Genomic DNA, 14,612 nt, shown 5'->3' with positions numbered 1-14,612 from the left:
GAATTTATGGAACATCAACACATTCGATTTTTTTGGATCGGAGAGGAATCCGAAATTTTCGTAGCTCTGTCATGGGACCAACTACTTGCAGACGACGGCAAGTGCGGTTCCGGAATTTCCGCAGACGACACCCTCGATTGGAACGACGAGCCGGCCGAATTCGGCGAACTGCCGCCGACAACCCGCGTTGGATTTGCTGTTGTTGACGAGCATGACCGCCGCACCGGCGAAATCTTCGATGGAACGCTCGCGGAGGTGGCTGAGCGCTGGCCGCCGAAGTCGCTCCCCGAAATGTTGATGACACAGTACGCCTGACACTGAGGACCACGCTATGACGAAACAACAATCGAAACGTGAAGCTCCGACTGCCGACACGCAGATTGCAGCAGCGATTTCGAGCACGATCAGCGCCGTCAGCTTTCAGGGGCTCAGCATCGTGACGCCGGACGGCAACCCCGCGACGCTCGCCGTCGTCGACCAGAACGGAAAAATCGTGGAGGCAGGACCGGACGTGACGCGTGCAGTGTGGGAAATCGCAATCCGATCGTATAGAAATTTCTTGATTGGTAGTGGGCATCTGCGCGTTTTATCGAAACCCATGTCGGCATAAAAAACGGCGCTTCGGCGCCGTTTTCTTCACTTCAATCTCGATCCTTAATGACCGTGCGTGGATTTCAACCTATCGCCCGCATACCAAGAAGTGCCGTCAGTCGTCGATGGTCATAGCAATTCCCGTCATCACGATGTGATAGACATTGAATATAAAAGATTTAAGCAACATCAAAATATAAAAGAACCAAGACACAAAACCAATAAAAACTACCGCAATGCCACTCGCCTTAACAAGCCTCTGTACCTCCCCGTCTATGGGGAGATCATGCAAAAAAATAGCACCTGGGCCACCACTCGCAAAGAATATCCTAATCGAGACACAAAGTATCGTGAACGCCAAGTAGTGAATGAACACGAGAAGAAATATCGAGAGATTATATTTTAGATAGCTTACCCCCGTATCCTCTCTTTCATGCTTCGCCATTAAGAAAAATATTTCGGACTTAGTAGACACGCATATCGTAAAACCTGCCACTAAGAACCCAAGTATGCTTGCCGAAAACGCGATTGCATCCGTCGTAGTCTGCCGCAATAGACTCAGGACAGTCGATTGATCCGCCCCCGACCTAACGCAATAAGCTACACACACAAAGAAAACCACAACCGTTACCGCGACATTAAATCCATTGGCTGGAGTTAGTCGAGCGATCCTGTAAACGTCGAAGAGAGAATGCTCTTTTAGTAGATCCTCTCTTCTGAACACGAATTTTTGATTAGACATCAAATTTTCTCGCGATCCGCCTCACCGCGACCTCAGTCTGCAGGGGGTCGGCATCCTGGGCGATCCGTATATTGCTTCTCCGAATCTCTTGATTCAAAACATTATTGAGTTGCAGAGCAGCTTGCGACACGTCCCTTGACACCCCGTCCGTTTCTACTCGCAATCTGAATTCCTCATTGTTGCCAATTAATTTATTCCCGGACGAATCTTTTCCTGATAGCCTAACATCGACGTTACCATCCATTGCAACTGCACGAAGCTGAACAACAGCCTCGTTTGTATCCAAGGTACGATTATCACCAGCAGAATGGGTGATCTGCGAATTCTTTGCACCAAGCTGACCACCAGTTGTACGAATGGCCTCCAAGAGTTTGGAATTATCCAACTCACTGTTCGTTTGCAGAACACGCAACGAAATCGACGACAACTGCCTATACCGCTTAACAAATTCGGAAAGACTCAATGCGCTTGGAATTGGAACAACGTCTAACGTAGAAAGAGGGAATTCCTCCCAAAGCTTTTTCTTAGTTACACGCTCAATCGAATCATCACCACCTTCGATCGCCAGATTACGAATCTCGACCCGCCGATCATATTCTTCTTGAATAAATTTGTTTTGACTCTGGCGGATATAATTATAAGCGGTGCTTCGAAAACTGGAAATTGAAGGGCTGTGCGCAGTTTCCGGGCAATATATAATCTTATGGGAATTCAACAATAATACAAAGATTGCTGATGGAGCGGAATCGAGCGAACCAACCTTTCTCACCAAGCCACGGCCGTTTTCGAAAACTTGCTCGCTTCGCAGAGTAGTATCCTTGATAAACCTACCAGCAATCGCCAACACCGGGCTCCTGCGACTTCCCAAGTTCAGCAACTGAGTCTGATAGAAGAAGTATCGAGTATCACTGTAACTCCTCGGTTTCAATTTGTCGCAATCGAGGAAGGCAGGAATAACGATGTCCTCCGCTACATCGAGGAGATTCTTCTCACCAAACTTACAAATGAAATTTGCAAAGCTGACTTGTCTACCGCCAGACATACTTCCCCCGCGTGGTCATTGGTATCGCTTTTAATTGAACGCCTATCCAGTCTCAGCCGGACGATGGCTACTTAAGTGTAACGGAAAATTGGGCAAGCTAGCCTAGACGTACGGAACGCGCGCAGCTAGTCAATGTGTTCTGCGCGCAACAGCATTGGTATATATTTAGGACGCTTCGGGCAACCGAGCGACACGAAGCCTACTTTGGGGGACTGGGACATCTGGAATGTGGGGGCGTGGCGGCAAAAGCGAGAGTTTACAGCGATTTAGAGGTGAGCGAGACAAAACCGGCGGCAGCGCACCGCCCGCAGTGGCCCCAAAATGCGTGCCCCGCAAATGCGACACGCCGCCGAGGCTCGCGTTCCCGCCCACACCGAAGCGCTCCGCCGCCCCGCCCTCATGCGAAAATCGCAGCGTCCGCTTTTTTACTTTCCCAACGGAATCCGCATGACCACGCACATCACGATCGAATTCACCGAGCACGCCGCCGAAACCATCGGTGAACAGACCAGCACGAGCTTTTCGTACGATCAGGGCGCACAGGTGCCGCAACCCGGCGACTTCGTCGAGCTGGAGAATTCGCGGCAGACGTTTCTCGTGATCGGCCGCGTGTTTTCGCTGAAGGCGAACTACAGCGCGGTGAAACTCGTGCTCGATCTGCCGCCGTCGGACGACGATCAGGACCTCGATATCGCCCTGTGAGCAAAACCGGCACGGCGTGCCGGCCTTGCGCCGACCCGCCGCTGCACGCTGAACGTTGCACGCCGCCGCGCAGGCGACGGCCTTACTTCTTTTCCGGCTCCGGCGCGCCCGGCTGCTTGAACGGGAACGTGCTGAACATCGACTTCGCCTGGTTCTGCATCTGCTCCTGCATCTGCACGAACATGTTCTTCGACTGCTCGATGTAGCTCGTCATCATCCCCTGCATCATCGGCGCCTGCATGTTCATGAACTGCGACCAGACCTCCGGATTCATCGCGTTGCCTTCGTAGAGGTTCTTCGATTGATCCGCGAGCTTGTGCTGGATGTCGATGAAGGCCTGGATGTTCTTTTCCAGGTACGTGCCCATCATCCCCTGCATCGCGTGACCGTAGAAACGGATGATCTGCGACAGCATCGACGACGAGAACATCGGCACGCCGCCGCTCTCCTCTTCGAGGATGATCTGCAGCAGGATGCTGCGCGTCAGGTCTTCGTTGGATTTCGCATCGACGACCTTGAAGTCCTCCTGTTCCAGCACGAGCTGCTTGACGTCGGTCAGCGTGATGTACGTGCTCGTCTCGGTATCGTAGAGCCGGCGGTTCGGGTACTTCTTGATGAGCCGCTCGGCCGTCTTCTTTGTAGTAGTCATGTAACGCCTTTGAGTGCAGCGTAGCGCAAGTGACGAATCCCCGCCGCCCGAAGCCGGGTGGCGGGGGCCTTCGGAAGGGCCCGGCTGCGCGGCCATCCGGCCCGCGCAGCCGGCCCGTTCAGCCCATGTGCAGGCCGCCGTTCAGCGAGAAGTCGGCGCCGGTCGCGAAACCGGAGTCGTTCGACGCGAGCCACGCGACGATCGAGCCGATTTCCTCCGGCGCGCCGAGACGGCGCACCGGAATCGTCGCGACGATCTTCTCCAGTACGTCCGGACGGATCGCCTTGACCATGTCGGTGCCGATGTAGCCGGGCGACACGGTATTGACCGTCACGCCCTTCGTTGCAACTTCCTGTGCGAGCGCCATCGTGAAGCCGTGAATGCCGGCCTTCGCGGTCGAATAGTTGGTCTGGCCGAATTGCCCCTTCTGGCCGTTCACCGACGAAATGTTGACGATGCGGCCCCAGCCGCGCTCGACCATCCCGTCGATCACCTGTTTCGTCACGTTGAACAGGCTCGTCAGATTGGTGTCGATCACGGCCGTCCAGTCTTCGTGCGTCATCTTGCGGAACACGACGTCGCGCGTGATGCCCGCGTTGTTGACCAACACGTCGACCTCGCCGACTTCGGCCTTGACCTTGTCGAACGCTGCCTTGGTCGAGTCCCAGTCGCCGACGTTACCTTCAGACGCGATGAAATCGTAGCCGAGTGCCTTCTGTTCCTCGAGCCATTTCACCCGGCGCGGCGAGTTCGGGCCGCAACCCGCAACCACCTTGAAGCCGTCTTTCGACAGACGCTGGCAAATACTGGTGCCGATGCCGCCCATGCCGCCTGTTACGTACGCAATTCGCTGAGACATAAATCTCTCTCCATTTTTAGATTCGAGAGCTGCAGAAGGCCCCTCTGACTTTCACGTGACGCCGGCCGATTGCGGCTTCGGCCGGCGCCCGGATCGGTTCGGCCGATTACGGACGACCGCTTACGCGCGCTCCACCGCGAGCGCCACGCCCATCCCGCCGCCGATACACAGCGACGCCAGCCCGCGCTTCGCATCGCGCTTGACCATCTCGTGCAGCAGCGTCACCAGAATCCGGCAGCCCGAGGCGCCGATCGGGTGACCGATCGCGATCGCGCCGCCGTTCACGTTCACCTTCGACGTGTCCCAGCCCATCTGCTTGTGCACCGCCAGCGCCTGCGCCGCGAACGCCTCGTTGATTTCCATCAGGTCCAGATCGCCCGGCGTCCAGCCCGCGCGCTCCAGGCAGCGCCGCGACGCCGGCACCGGCCCCATGCCCATCACGCTCGGATCCACGCCCGCGTTCGCGTACGCCTTGATGCGCGCCAGCGGCGTGAGCCCCAGCGACTGCGCCTTCTGCGCCGACATCACCAGCACCGCCGCCGCGCCGTCGTTCAGCCCCGACGCGTTCGCCGCCGTCACCGAGCCGTCCTTCGCGAACGCCGGCTTCAGCCCCGCCAACGATTCCGCCGTCACGCCGTGACGCACGAACTCGTCGGTCGCGAACTGCAGCGGCTCGCCCTTGCGCTGCGGAATCGACACCGGCACGATTTCGTCGGCGAAGCGGCCGGCCTTCTGCGCGGCTTCCGCCTTGTTCTGCGACAGCGCCGCGAACGCGTCCTGCTCCTCGCGCGTGATCCCGTATTCCTTCGCGACGTTCTCCGCCGTGATGCCCATGTGGTACTGGTTGTACACGTCACACAGCCCGTCGACGATCATCGTGTCGACCAGCTTCGCATCGCCCATCCGGAACCCGTCACGCGAGCCCGGCAGTACGTGCGGCGCCGCGCTCATGTTCTCCTGGCCGCCCGCGATCACGATCTCCGCGTCGCCCGCCGCGATCGCGTTCGCCGCCAGCATCACCGCCTTCAGGCCCGAGCCGCACACCTTGTTGATCGTCATGCCCGGCACCGCCGTCGGCAGCCCGGCCTTGATCAGCGACTGACGCGCCGGGTTCTGCCCCGAGCCCGCCGCCAGCACCTGACCCATGATCACTTCGCTCACTTGATCGGGCTGCACGCCTGCGCGCTCCAGCACCGCGCGAATCACCGTCGCGCCCAGCTCCGGTGCCGCAACCTTCGCGAGCGAACCACCGAATTTGCCGACCGCGGTCCGCGCGGCCGATACGATCACTACGTCCGTCATTTCCGTTTCCTCCGGGCCCGCACGACACGGCGCGTCGCCACCGACCCTGTTAAAAAAACTGTTATGCGCCGAACAGCGTGCGCCGCTGCCCGGCTTTCGTCAATCGCGCTGCAACACGTAGCGGCCCGGCGCCGGCTCGATCACCGGAAACTGCGCGGAGCCCGGCTGCGCCGGCGGCGCCACCTTGCGGCCGCCGTACTGGTCGAGCCATTCCACCCAGGTGGTCCACCAGCTGCCCGGCTGCTCGGTCGCGCCCGCGAACCAGTCGTCCGCGGCTTCGGGCAGATCGCCGTCGTTGACCCAGTAGCTGCGCTTCTTCTTCGCCGGCGGATTGATCACGCCGGCAATGTGGCCCGATGCGCCGAGCACGAACTTCAGCGGGCCCGTCAGGATCGACGTCGATGCGTAGGCCGTCTGCCACGGCACGATGTGGTCCTCGCGCGAGCCGTAGATGAAGGTCGGCACGTCGATGCGCGACAGGTCGACGGGCTCGCCGCAAACCGTCAGTGCGTTCGGCTCGCGGAGCTTGTTCTCGAGGTAGGTATTGCGCAGATACCACGCGTACATCGGCCCGGGCAGGCTCGTCGAGTCGCTGTTCCAGTACAGCAGGTCGAACGCGGCCGGCGTGCGGCCCTTCAGGTAGTTGTCGACGACGTAGTTCCACACCAGATCGTTCGGCCGCAGGAACGAGAACGTGTTGGCGAACTCGACGCCGCGCATCAGCCCCGGCGCCGTGCCGTTCTTGCCGCCGATGGTCTGCTCGCGCATCTGCACGTGCGCCTCGTCGACGAACACGTCGAGGATGCCGGTGTCGGTGAAGTCGAGCATCGCGGTCAGCAGCGTCATCGACGCGGCCGGATGTTCGCCGCGCGCCGCGAGCACCGCCAGCGCCGTCGCGAGCATCGTGCCGCCGACGCAGAAGCCGAGCGTGTTGATCTGCTCGCGGCCGCTCACCTGCTGCACGGCGTCGATCGCCGCGAGCAGCCCTTCGTTCATGTAGTCGTCCCAGGTCTTGTGCGCAACCGACGCATCGGCGTTGCGCCACGACACGAGGAACACCTGGTGGCCACTCGACAGCGCATGCGCGACGAGCGAGTTCTCGGGCTGCAGGTCGAGGATGTAGAACTTGTTGATGCACGGCGGCACGATCAGCAACGGCCGCTCGAATACCTTGTCCGCCTTCGCGTTGTACTGGATCAGCTGGATCAGGTCGTTCTCGTAGACCACCGCGCCTTCGGTGCAGCCGAGATTCTTGCCGACCACGAACTGCGATTCGTCGGTCTGGGAGATCTTGCCGCGCTGCATGTCGCCGAGCAGATTCATCATCCCCTGACGCAGACTTTCGCCCTGTGTGTCGAGGATCGATTTCTGCGCATCGGGATTGAGCGCGAGGAAGTTGCTCGGTGCGGCGGCGGCCGTCCATTGCTGGACCGCGAAACGGATGCGCTCGCGCGTTTTCGGATCGGTCTCGAGCGCGTCGGCCAGCTCCTGCAGATAACGCGCATTGAGCAGATACCACGCCGCCGCGAACGCGTGCGCGGGCGACGCCTTCCATGCGTCGCCGCTGAAGCGGCGGTCTTTCAACTCGGGAGATTCGAGCTTCGCGGCGCTCGCCTGCTGCATCAGCGTGATGCAGTCGCGCGCGTAGTCGGCCTGCAGTTTCTGGAGCCGCTCGGGAGGGATCGGGGCGACCGGCAGCTTCAGCCCCGCGAACGGCGAAGCGAAATTGCCGAGGCCCGCGAGGTCGGGCATCGCCGGCATCTGGAACGGAAGCGCTGTCGGGAACTGGAATGCGGCGAACGGATTCGCGGCGCTCGCCGCGGTGGCCGCGCGCGCCGGATCGGCAAAACCGCGCCATGCGTTCAACCAAGACTCGAACATCTGCTGCATCGGCTGGGCAGCCTGATCGAAGCCCGTACTGCCCGCGGAAGTGCCCGCCTGAGCGGACGTCGACGAATTTTTCGATGCTGTCATTACCTGCCTTACCGGTGATTCGTGAGCGTCAATCGTGAAATCCTGCTCGCGCGCGGCATGCCGGCTGCGAGCCGGGCCGTCATGCTCTGGAGAGGCGTCTCCAGATTCTGCCGCAGTGCGGTATTTTTATCATTATCGTTTTCCCCATGTGAAGCGCCACATCAAAGGACCGAACATTTCTGCCCGGAGATAATCGTCGCGCGACAGGCAGGACAAGGCTTGCGCGGAAACATAAAACATTTTCGGTGACTCGCGTTTGCGATTATTCATTCCAGTGTGCATGCCGCGCCGCATTGCGTCGGTAATATCGAGACAAACCGATTTTGCGGCGCAACACGCGGCGCGCGCAAGTGCGCGACCCGGTGTCAATCGGACAGCCAGATCGCTGCGGCCATCCGCCCGGTCACACGATCGCGCCGATAGGAATAGAAGCGCGTGCGTTCGGCGACCGTGCAGGCGGTTCCGCCGCTGACGCGCACGACGCCTGCGCGCGCGAGCCGCACGCGCGCCAGCGCGGGCAGATCGGCGAGGTACTTGCCGGGCGCGCCGTCGATCGCGACGAACGCTTGCCGCGTGTCATCATGCTCCGACTGCGCAGCCGTGTCGAGAAACGCGTCGCGCACCTCGGCGCCCACTTCGAACGCATGCGGACCGATCGACGGGCCGAGGTAGGCGTGGAGTTCACCGGCCGCGCCGCCCGCGAGCGCCGCGACGCGGGCCGCCGTCTGCTCGACGATGCCCGCGGCCAGCCCGCGCCAGCCGGCATGGGCCACGCCCACCGCGCGGCCCAGCGCGTCGCACAGCAGCACCGGCATGCAGTCGGCGACCATCACGACACACATCACGCCCGCGCGATCCGTCACGCTCGCGTCGGCCTGCACGGGCGCGCTCGTGTGCTGCGTGGCGTCGATCACCTCGTCCGCGCGCACGATCCGCGCGCCGTGGACCTGCTCGAGCCACGCCGCCTGCGACTGCCCCGCGAGCGCGAGCAGACGCGCGCGGTTCTCGGCGACGTGCGCCGGCTCGTCACCCGTGTGCAGGCCGAGATTCATCCCGCCCGGCAACGCGGCGCCCGCCTGCCACCGCCCGTACGGGCCTTCGCTCACGCCGCCGTCGCGCGTGGTGATCAGCGCGCGCACGCGCGGCGCCACCTGCCAGTCGGGCCGCACGCAGTCGTGCCATGTCAACGGCGCCAGATTCGTCATCGGCACTCACTCCTCCTCGTCGTCCTGATACGACTCATCGTCGTGATATTCGCCGCCGAAGTCGTCATCGTCGTATATGCCGTCGTCGTCGAACTCGTCGTCGCCCTGCCCGAAGCCGAGTGCGGCGACCAGCTCGTTCATGTCGTCCGGCAACGGGCAGCGCCACTGCATCGTCTTGCCCGTGACCGGATGCACGAGACCGAGCCGCCATGCGTGCAGCGCCTGACGTGCGAAGCCGTTCGGCAGCGGCGTGACCGAGCGCTTGCCGCGTGCGCGCCCGTAGACCGGATCGCCGAGCAACGGATGGCCCGCATGCGAGCAGTGCACACGGATCTGGTGCGTGCGGCCGGTTTCGAGGTCGCACTGGATCGCCGACACCGGCTGACGTTGCCACACGCATGTGTCAACCGTGCGGAAATGGGTGCGTGCGGGCTTGCCCGACGCGCCGGTGACGACCGCCATGCGCGTGCGCTCGCGCGGATCGCGCCCGATCGGCGCGTCGATCGTGCCTTCCTCGGGCATGGTGCCCCACACGAGCGCGAAGTAGCGGCGCTTCACCGTGCGCGCCTGCAGCTGGCGCACGAGGTCCGTCTGCGCGGCGAGCGTGCGGGCGACCACCATCAGCCCCGACGTTTCCTTGTCGAGCCGGTGGACGATGCCCGCCCGCGGCAGGCCGGCCGCCGCGTCGCCGTAGCGGTGCAGCAAGCCGTTCAGCAGCGTGCCGCTCCAGTTGCCGGCGGCCGGATGGACGACGAGGCCGGCCGGCTTGTTGATGACGACGAGCGCGTCGTCCTCGTAGATCACGTCGAGCGGCACCGGCTCAGCGGCGAACGCGAGCTGTTCCGGAAGCAGATCGGGCACGAGCTCGATCTTCGCGCCGAGCGGCACGGGCTGGCGGATCTTCGCCGGCGCGCCGTCGATCAGCACGCGCTGAGCCTCGATCCAGCTCTGCAGACGGCTGCGCGAGAATTCGGGAAACAACTGGGCGAGCGCCTTGTCGAGGCGCTCGCCGGCGAGCGACAGCGGCACTTCGACGACGCGCGGCGCAGCGTCGGCCGCCGCCGACGGGCCGGCAGCCGGCTGCAACGCAGCGGCGGGCAGATCGTCATCGACGGAATCCCCCGATGCAGCGTCGGCGGGCCGGGCGCTTGGGCTATAATCTTCGCGATCTGACTTGCCCCGCGGGGCATTCTGCGAACTTGAACGGGTCATTTAGACTGGGTCACCGAGACTTGAAGCTAGGACATGCGAGCATGATGAATTCGACCAAACGTACGGCCAAAACCGTCGCCGCCCGAGCTGCGGCGGTAGCGGCCGCGGCCCTCATCGCCGGCTGCCACGGCTTGCCGCAGAAGCAGGACGAGACGGCTACCTGGTCGAACAACAAATTATACTCAGAGGCCCAGGACGCACTGTCCGGCGGCGACTGGGGCAAATGCGCGAAATATTTCGAATCGCTGCAAGGCCGCGATCCGTTCGGCCATTTCGCGCAACAGGCGCAGATCAACGTCGCGTACTGCAACTGGAAGGACAACGAAGCGGCCGCCGCCGATCAGGCCGTCGACCGCTTCATCCAGCTTCACCCCGATCACCCGGACATCCCGTACGCGTACTACCTGAAGGGGATGATCCACTTCAACGACGATCTCGGGCTGTTCGGCCGCTTCTCCGGCCAGGACATGAGCGAGCGCGACCCGCAGGCGCTGCGCGAGTCGTACGATGCGTTCAAGGTCGTCGTCGACCGCTATCCGAAGAGCAAGTACGCACCCGACGCCGCCGCGCGGATGCGCTACATCGTCAACGCGCTGGCGTCGCACGAAGTGCATGCGGCCGATTACTACTATCGGCGCGGCGCGTACGTCGCGGCGATCAACCGCGCGCAGCTCGCGATCAAGGACTACAAGGGCGCGCCGGCGATCGAGGACGCGCTGCACATCATGGTCCTGTCGTACGGCAAGCTGAACCAGCCGCAGCTCGCGGAAGACACGAAGCGCGTGCTCGCAGGAACGTTCCCGGACAGCCCGTACATCACCGGCCATTCACGCCCCGGCGCGAAGCGGTCGTGGTGGCAGTTCTGAGCGTCGCTCGCCGCAGCAACAAAAAACCCGGCCATCGAGCCGGGTTTTTTGTTGCCGACGCCCGTGCAGCGGGCGCCTCGATCACGCGCTCTTTCCGGCGCGATGATCGTCGAAGAAGTCCTGCACGACCGCGATCTCGCGCGTGCGCTTGAACGGCGGCAGGCTTTGCCAGATCCGGCGACCGTAAGGCTTGTCCACGAGCCGCGTGTCGCAGATCATCAGCACGCCGCGGTCGGTTTCGGCACGGATCAGGCGGCCGGCGCCCTGCTTCAGCGTGATCACCGCCTGCGGCAGCTGATGCACGGCGAACGGGCTGAGGCCCTTCTTGGTCAGCGCGTCGAGCCGCGCAGCCAGCACCGGATCGTCGGGCGGCGCGAACGGCAGCTTGTCGATCACGACGAGCGACAGCGCATCGCCGCGCACGTCCACGCCTTCCCAGAAACTCTGGCTACCGACCAAGATCGCATTGCCGTACGCACGAAAGCGATCGAGCAGCTCGGTCCGGCTCGCGTCGCCCTGCACCAGCAGCGGCGTCTTCCAGCCGCGCGACTCGATCACGTCGCGCAGCTTCGATGCGATCCGGTCGACCGCGCGCAGCGTCGTGCACAGCATGAACACGCCGCCGCCCGACGCCTCGATCGCCGGCAGCGCCGCGTCGAACACCGCGTCGGTGAATCCGGGCGACGACGGTTGCGGCAGGTTGCGCGGCACGTACAGCAGCCCCTGCGTCTGATAGTCGAACGGGCTCGCGAGCGTCATCGAGCGGCGCGAGCTGAGCCCCATCTGCGCCGCGTAGTGCGTGAAGTCGCCGCGCACGGACAGCGTCGCCGACGTGAATACCCATGCACGCGGCACGCCGGCGCGCTGCTTCGCGAAAATCGGCGCGACCGACAGCGGCGTCTCGTGCAACTGGACCGTATGCGCGAACACTTCGACCCAGCGCACCTTCTCGTTCGGGTCGTCGGCAGCCCCGTCGTTGCCGGCCGCTCGCGCGTCGGCATCCGCTGCCGCCTGCGCGGCGCCGGGCGCGACCCAGCCCGCCAGCAGCGCCTGCAGTTCGCGCGCGCGCCGCAGGCATGCGCCGAGCGATTCTGCACGCTCGGCCTGCCCCGCGAGCGCCGAGGCGAGCGCATCGAGTGCGACCTCGAGCGCGTCGAGCGCGGCGAACATCGGGTGATCGTCACCGAGCTGCGCGAGCGACATGCGCACGATCTGATCGTTCGCGAACGCGAGCCGCAGATCGCGCGCGGCACGCTCCAGATCGCCGCCGAGCTTCACCCACTCGACCGCATCGCGCGCATGGCTCAAGCCCTCGGCGACGGTATCGCGCGCCAGTTCGAGGATCTGCGTGGTCGACAGCGTCTCGCCGAAAAACAGCGTGGCCGTCTCCGGCAACTGGTGCGCTTCGTCGAAGATCACCGTGTTCGCGTTCGGCAGCAGTTCGGCCATCCCGGTGTCGCGCAGCATGATGTCCGCGAAGAACAGGTGATGGTTGACCACGACGATGTCGGCCTGCTGCGCTTCGCGACGCGCCTGCATCACGAAGCACTCCTTGTAATGCGGGCACTCCTGGCCGAGGCAGTTGTCGCGCGTCGACGTGACCATCGACCACACGGGCGCCGTCTCCGGCACGCTCGCGAGCTCGGCCTTGTCGCCGCTCTTCGTCACCTTCGCGAAACGGACGATCTCCTGCAGATACGCGGTGTCCTGCCGCGACGGCAGGCGGCCGTTGTCGGCGGTGCGCTGCAGGTAGTAATGGCACAGGTAGTTGGCGCGGCCCTTGAGCATCGCGACCGTCACGGGCACCGCCAGCGCGTTGCGCACGGTCGGGATGTCGCGCTGGAACAGCTGGTCCTGCAAGTGCTTCGTGCCGGTCGACACGATCACCTTGCCGCCCCACAGCATCGCGGGCACCAGGTAGGCGTAGGTCTTGCCGGTGCCGGTGCCGGCCTCGACGATCAGCGTGTTGTCCGCGGCGTCGCTGTCGGCCTCGGCCGCGGCGTCGTCCGCGCCGGCTTGCGCTGCCTTGTCAGCGGCGCCTTCGCCGAGGCGGCGCGCCGGCCGCTTGCGGGTTTCGAAGATTTCCGGATCGGGCATCCGACGCGCGGACGCCTCCATCGCCGACGCCACCGCCCGCGCCATCTCGATCTGGGACTGGCGCGGATGATAGCCGTCGAGCGCGCGCGCGAGCAGCCCGTCGGCGCCGAAGATCGTATCGAGCTCGTCGACGCGCTTGCGGCTCAGCTCGAACGTGCCTGCGGGCGCGCGGGCGCGCCCGGCGGACGACGTGTCACGCCGGGCATCGGGATTGGCTTCAAGCGGTGAGTTCAAGGCAAGCGTTCCTGTGTCCAGCGCCCGGGCGGCGCCGGCGCTTGCCAGGCCGCGCTCAGGCGCGCTTATCCGGTTCCAGCTGCGATTGCAGCAAAATGATTTTGTCCTTGGCCGCCAGCTTTTCCTTCTTCAGGCGGTGCAACGTGACGTCGTCGATGTCGGAGTGTCCTTCCTTCAGCTCGATCTCCCGAGCGAGCTGCCGATGCTGCTCCTGCAGTGCAGCCAAACGGTTGTGCAATTCCTGCTGCTGTTCCGTGGGACGGTTTTGCATATGCGCCTCCTCATCGAAGCAGCGCGCCGGCTGGCGTGCCGGCACGCACGAGACTGACTCCGGTTCAATCCAACACGTTACTGCCCCAGCTGTTGCTTCTGCTTGGCCTTCTCGGCCGCTTCCTGCTGACGCCGCGCGACATCGGCCTTGTGCTCGGCGGCTTCGCGCTGCTTCTGCTCATAGCGCGTCGCGTTGTCCGCGCGCTCCTGCGCCTTCTGCGCGGCCTGCTGATGCGCCTGGTCGAGCTTGCGCTGGAAATCCGCCTGCTTCTGGTCGTATGCCTGCTTGCTCGCCGCATGCTGCGGCGCCTCCGCACCGCGCTGCGCCTGCTTCAGTGCATTCTGCTCCTGCTTGTCGCGGAACGCGGCCGCGTTCGCCGCGTCGGTCACCGCGCGCTGCGGCGCCTCAGCCGCGTTCTGCGCCTGCTTCAGCGCCTGCTGCTGGTCGCGCTGCTGCGCCCGTACCGCGCGCTGCTCGTCGTCGAGCGCGAGCTGCTCCTGGCGGATGCTCGCCCGCTCCTCGCGCATCCGGTCGCGCGCATTGCCGAGACAGTGATTGACGAAGAACTTGCTGTAGCAATCGTGCTCCGCCACCGCATAACGATAATCGTTTTCTGCGGAGCGCTGATTGAGCACTTTTTGACGGGCGTCGAAATCCTGCGTGGCGGAAGCGGCGACGGGCGCGGCGGCTGCGACATCCGGCGCGGCTGCGCCCGACGCCTGCGCATACGCGGCGGCAGACCCGCCGGACAAAGCGGCGGCCAGCGCTGCGCCGAGCGCGACGAGAGAAATGCGGGAAGTTGGCAACGTCGTAGGAAAGCTGCGGGACATGGGTCAAATTCTATCACCGCCCGGCTGGACGCTCCG

At 63.5% G+C, this 14,612-nt stretch carries 14 protein-coding genes; 4 read left to right on the top strand and 10 right to left on the bottom strand.

Annotated elements, in window-relative coordinates:
- Positions 1–6 precede the first annotated feature (6 nt).
- On the top strand, positions 7–315 hold the full coding sequence (locus tag MBR110_RS09110) for a hypothetical protein (RefSeq protein WP_181708996.1): 309 nt from the start codon (positions 7–9) through the stop codon (positions 313–315).
- 16 nt (positions 316–331) lie between these two features.
- Complete coding sequence (locus MBR110_RS09105; protein WP_181708995.1) at positions 332–610, top strand: hypothetical protein; 279 nt, start codon at positions 332–334, stop codon at positions 608–610.
- Between the two features lie 715 nt (positions 611–1,325).
- Here MBR110_RS09105 and MBR110_RS09100 read toward each other — a convergent pair.
- Positions 1,326–2,375: a hypothetical protein gene (locus MBR110_RS09100; RefSeq protein WP_181708994.1), complete on the bottom strand. Its 1,050-nt coding sequence runs from the start codon at positions 2,373–2,375 to the stop codon at positions 1,326–1,328.
- A 447-nt stretch (positions 2,376–2,822) separates the two neighbouring features.
- On the opposite strand from MBR110_RS09100, the gene MBR110_RS09095 reads away from it, so the two are divergent.
- Positions 2,823–3,077 carry a hypothetical protein gene (locus MBR110_RS09095; RefSeq protein WP_034193171.1) on the top strand — a complete coding sequence of 85 codons (255 nt, stop codon included), beginning with the start codon at positions 2,823–2,825 and terminating at the stop codon, positions 3,075–3,077.
- 82 nt (positions 3,078–3,159) lie between these two features.
- Here MBR110_RS09095 and phaR read toward each other — a convergent pair whose 3' ends face one another.
- The 6 genes from phaR to MBR110_RS09065 form a co-directional block, all read right to left on the bottom strand.
- Positions 3,160–3,726 (bottom strand): polyhydroxyalkanoate synthesis repressor PhaR, encoded by a 567-nt coding sequence (phaR, locus tag MBR110_RS09090; RefSeq protein WP_011884945.1) that lies wholly within the window; start codon positions 3,724–3,726, stop codon positions 3,160–3,162.
- A gap of 118 nt (positions 3,727–3,844) precedes the next feature.
- Positions 3,845–4,585, bottom strand: coding sequence for a 3-ketoacyl-ACP reductase (locus MBR110_RS09085; RefSeq protein WP_011884946.1), 741 nt, complete (start codon positions 4,583–4,585; stop codon positions 3,845–3,847).
- 120 nt (positions 4,586–4,705) lie between these two features.
- Positions 4,706–5,887: an acetyl-CoA C-acetyltransferase gene (locus tag MBR110_RS09080; protein WP_181708993.1), complete on the bottom strand. Its 1,182-nt coding sequence runs from the start codon at positions 5,885–5,887 to the stop codon at positions 4,706–4,708.
- 99 nt (positions 5,888–5,986) lie between these two features.
- Positions 5,987–7,861 carry a class I poly(R)-hydroxyalkanoic acid synthase gene (gene phaC, locus MBR110_RS09075; RefSeq protein ID WP_034195413.1) on the bottom strand — a complete coding sequence of 625 codons (1,875 nt, stop codon included), beginning with the start codon at positions 7,859–7,861 and terminating at the stop codon, positions 5,987–5,989.
- 365 nt (positions 7,862–8,226) lie between these two features.
- Positions 8,227–9,066 (bottom strand): peptidoglycan editing factor PgeF, encoded by an 840-nt coding sequence (gene pgeF / locus MBR110_RS09070; protein WP_011884949.1) that lies wholly within the window; start codon positions 9,064–9,066, stop codon positions 8,227–8,229.
- A gap of 6 nt (positions 9,067–9,072) precedes the next feature.
- Positions 9,073–10,278, bottom strand: coding sequence for an RluA family pseudouridine synthase (locus MBR110_RS09065; RefSeq protein WP_011884950.1), 1,206 nt, complete (start codon positions 10,276–10,278; stop codon positions 9,073–9,075).
- 41 nt (positions 10,279–10,319) lie between these two features.
- Between MBR110_RS09065 and MBR110_RS09060 the strand changes: the two genes are divergently transcribed.
- The gene (locus MBR110_RS09060) at positions 10,320–11,144 is read left to right on the top strand and encodes an outer membrane protein assembly factor BamD (RefSeq protein ID WP_011884951.1); all 825 of its coding nucleotides are present in this window, start codon (positions 10,320–10,322) and stop codon (positions 11,142–11,144) included.
- Between the two features lie 81 nt (positions 11,145–11,225).
- Here the strand turns inward: MBR110_RS09060 and MBR110_RS09055 are convergent, their stop codons facing one another.
- The 3 genes from MBR110_RS09055 to MBR110_RS09045 all read right to left on the bottom strand — a co-directional run bounded on the left by MBR110_RS09055 (position 11,226) and on the right by MBR110_RS09045 (position 14,576).
- Positions 11,226–13,475, bottom strand: coding sequence for an ATP-dependent DNA helicase (locus MBR110_RS09055; protein ID WP_011884952.1), 2,250 nt, complete (start codon positions 13,473–13,475; stop codon positions 11,226–11,228).
- A 55-nt stretch (positions 13,476–13,530) separates the two neighbouring features.
- Positions 13,531–13,746 (bottom strand): YdcH family protein, encoded by a 216-nt coding sequence (locus tag MBR110_RS09050; protein WP_011884953.1) that lies wholly within the window; start codon positions 13,744–13,746, stop codon positions 13,531–13,533.
- A gap of 77 nt (positions 13,747–13,823) precedes the next feature.
- Positions 13,824–14,576 carry a hypothetical protein gene (locus MBR110_RS09045; protein WP_011884954.1) on the bottom strand — a complete coding sequence of 251 codons (753 nt, stop codon included), beginning with the start codon at positions 14,574–14,576 and terminating at the stop codon, positions 13,824–13,826.
- Between the last annotated feature and the right edge of the window lie 36 nt (positions 14,577–14,612).

This window comes from Burkholderia sp. MBR-1 (assembly GCF_013822785.1).
Classification (GTDB): Bacteria; Pseudomonadota; Gammaproteobacteria; order Burkholderiales; family Burkholderiaceae; genus Burkholderia; species Burkholderia vietnamiensis.
The sequence above is the reverse complement of the archived record's forward strand: the minus strand, read 5'-3'. Positions and strand labels throughout refer to the sequence as shown.

Bases quoted from the DNA above. Each gene is read 5' to 3' on its own strand.
- MBR110_RS09100 (WP_181708994.1), bottom strand. From the start codon at position 2,375: ATGTCTGGCGGTAGACAAGTCAGCTTTGCAAATTTCATTTGTAAGTTT.
- MBR110_RS09045 (WP_011884954.1), bottom strand. From the start codon at position 14,576: ATGTCCCGCAGCTTTCCTACGACGTTGCCAACTTCCCGCATTTCTCTC.
- pgeF (WP_011884949.1), bottom strand. From the start codon at position 9,066: ATGACGAATCTGGCGCCGTTGACATGGCACGACTGCGTGCGGCCCGAC.
- MBR110_RS09085 (WP_011884946.1), bottom strand. From the start codon at position 4,585: ATGTCTCAGCGAATTGCGTACGTAACAGGCGGCATGGGCGGCATCGGC.
- phaC (WP_034195413.1), bottom strand. From the start codon at position 7,861: ATGACAGCATCGAAAAATTCGTCGACGTCCGCTCAGGCGGGCACTTCC.
- MBR110_RS09110 (WP_181708996.1), top strand. From the start codon at position 7: ATGGAACATCAACACATTCGATTTTTTTGGATCGGAGAGGAATCCGAA.
- MBR110_RS09060 (WP_011884951.1), top strand. From the start codon at position 10,320: ATGATGAATTCGACCAAACGTACGGCCAAAACCGTCGCCGCCCGAGCT.
- MBR110_RS09080 (WP_181708993.1), bottom strand. From the start codon at position 5,887: ATGACGGACGTAGTGATCGTATCGGCCGCGCGGACCGCGGTCGGCAAA.
- MBR110_RS09065 (WP_011884950.1), bottom strand. From the start codon at position 10,278: ATGACCCGTTCAAGTTCGCAGAATGCCCCGCGGGGCAAGTCAGATCGC.
- MBR110_RS09050 (WP_011884953.1), bottom strand. From the start codon at position 13,746: ATGCAAAACCGTCCCACGGAACAGCAGCAGGAATTGCACAACCGTTTG.
- MBR110_RS09105 (WP_181708995.1), top strand. From the start codon at position 332: ATGACGAAACAACAATCGAAACGTGAAGCTCCGACTGCCGACACGCAG.
- MBR110_RS09095 (WP_034193171.1), top strand. From the start codon at position 2,823: ATGACCACGCACATCACGATCGAATTCACCGAGCACGCCGCCGAAACC.
- phaR (WP_011884945.1), bottom strand. From the start codon at position 3,726: ATGACTACTACAAAGAAGACGGCCGAGCGGCTCATCAAGAAGTACCCG.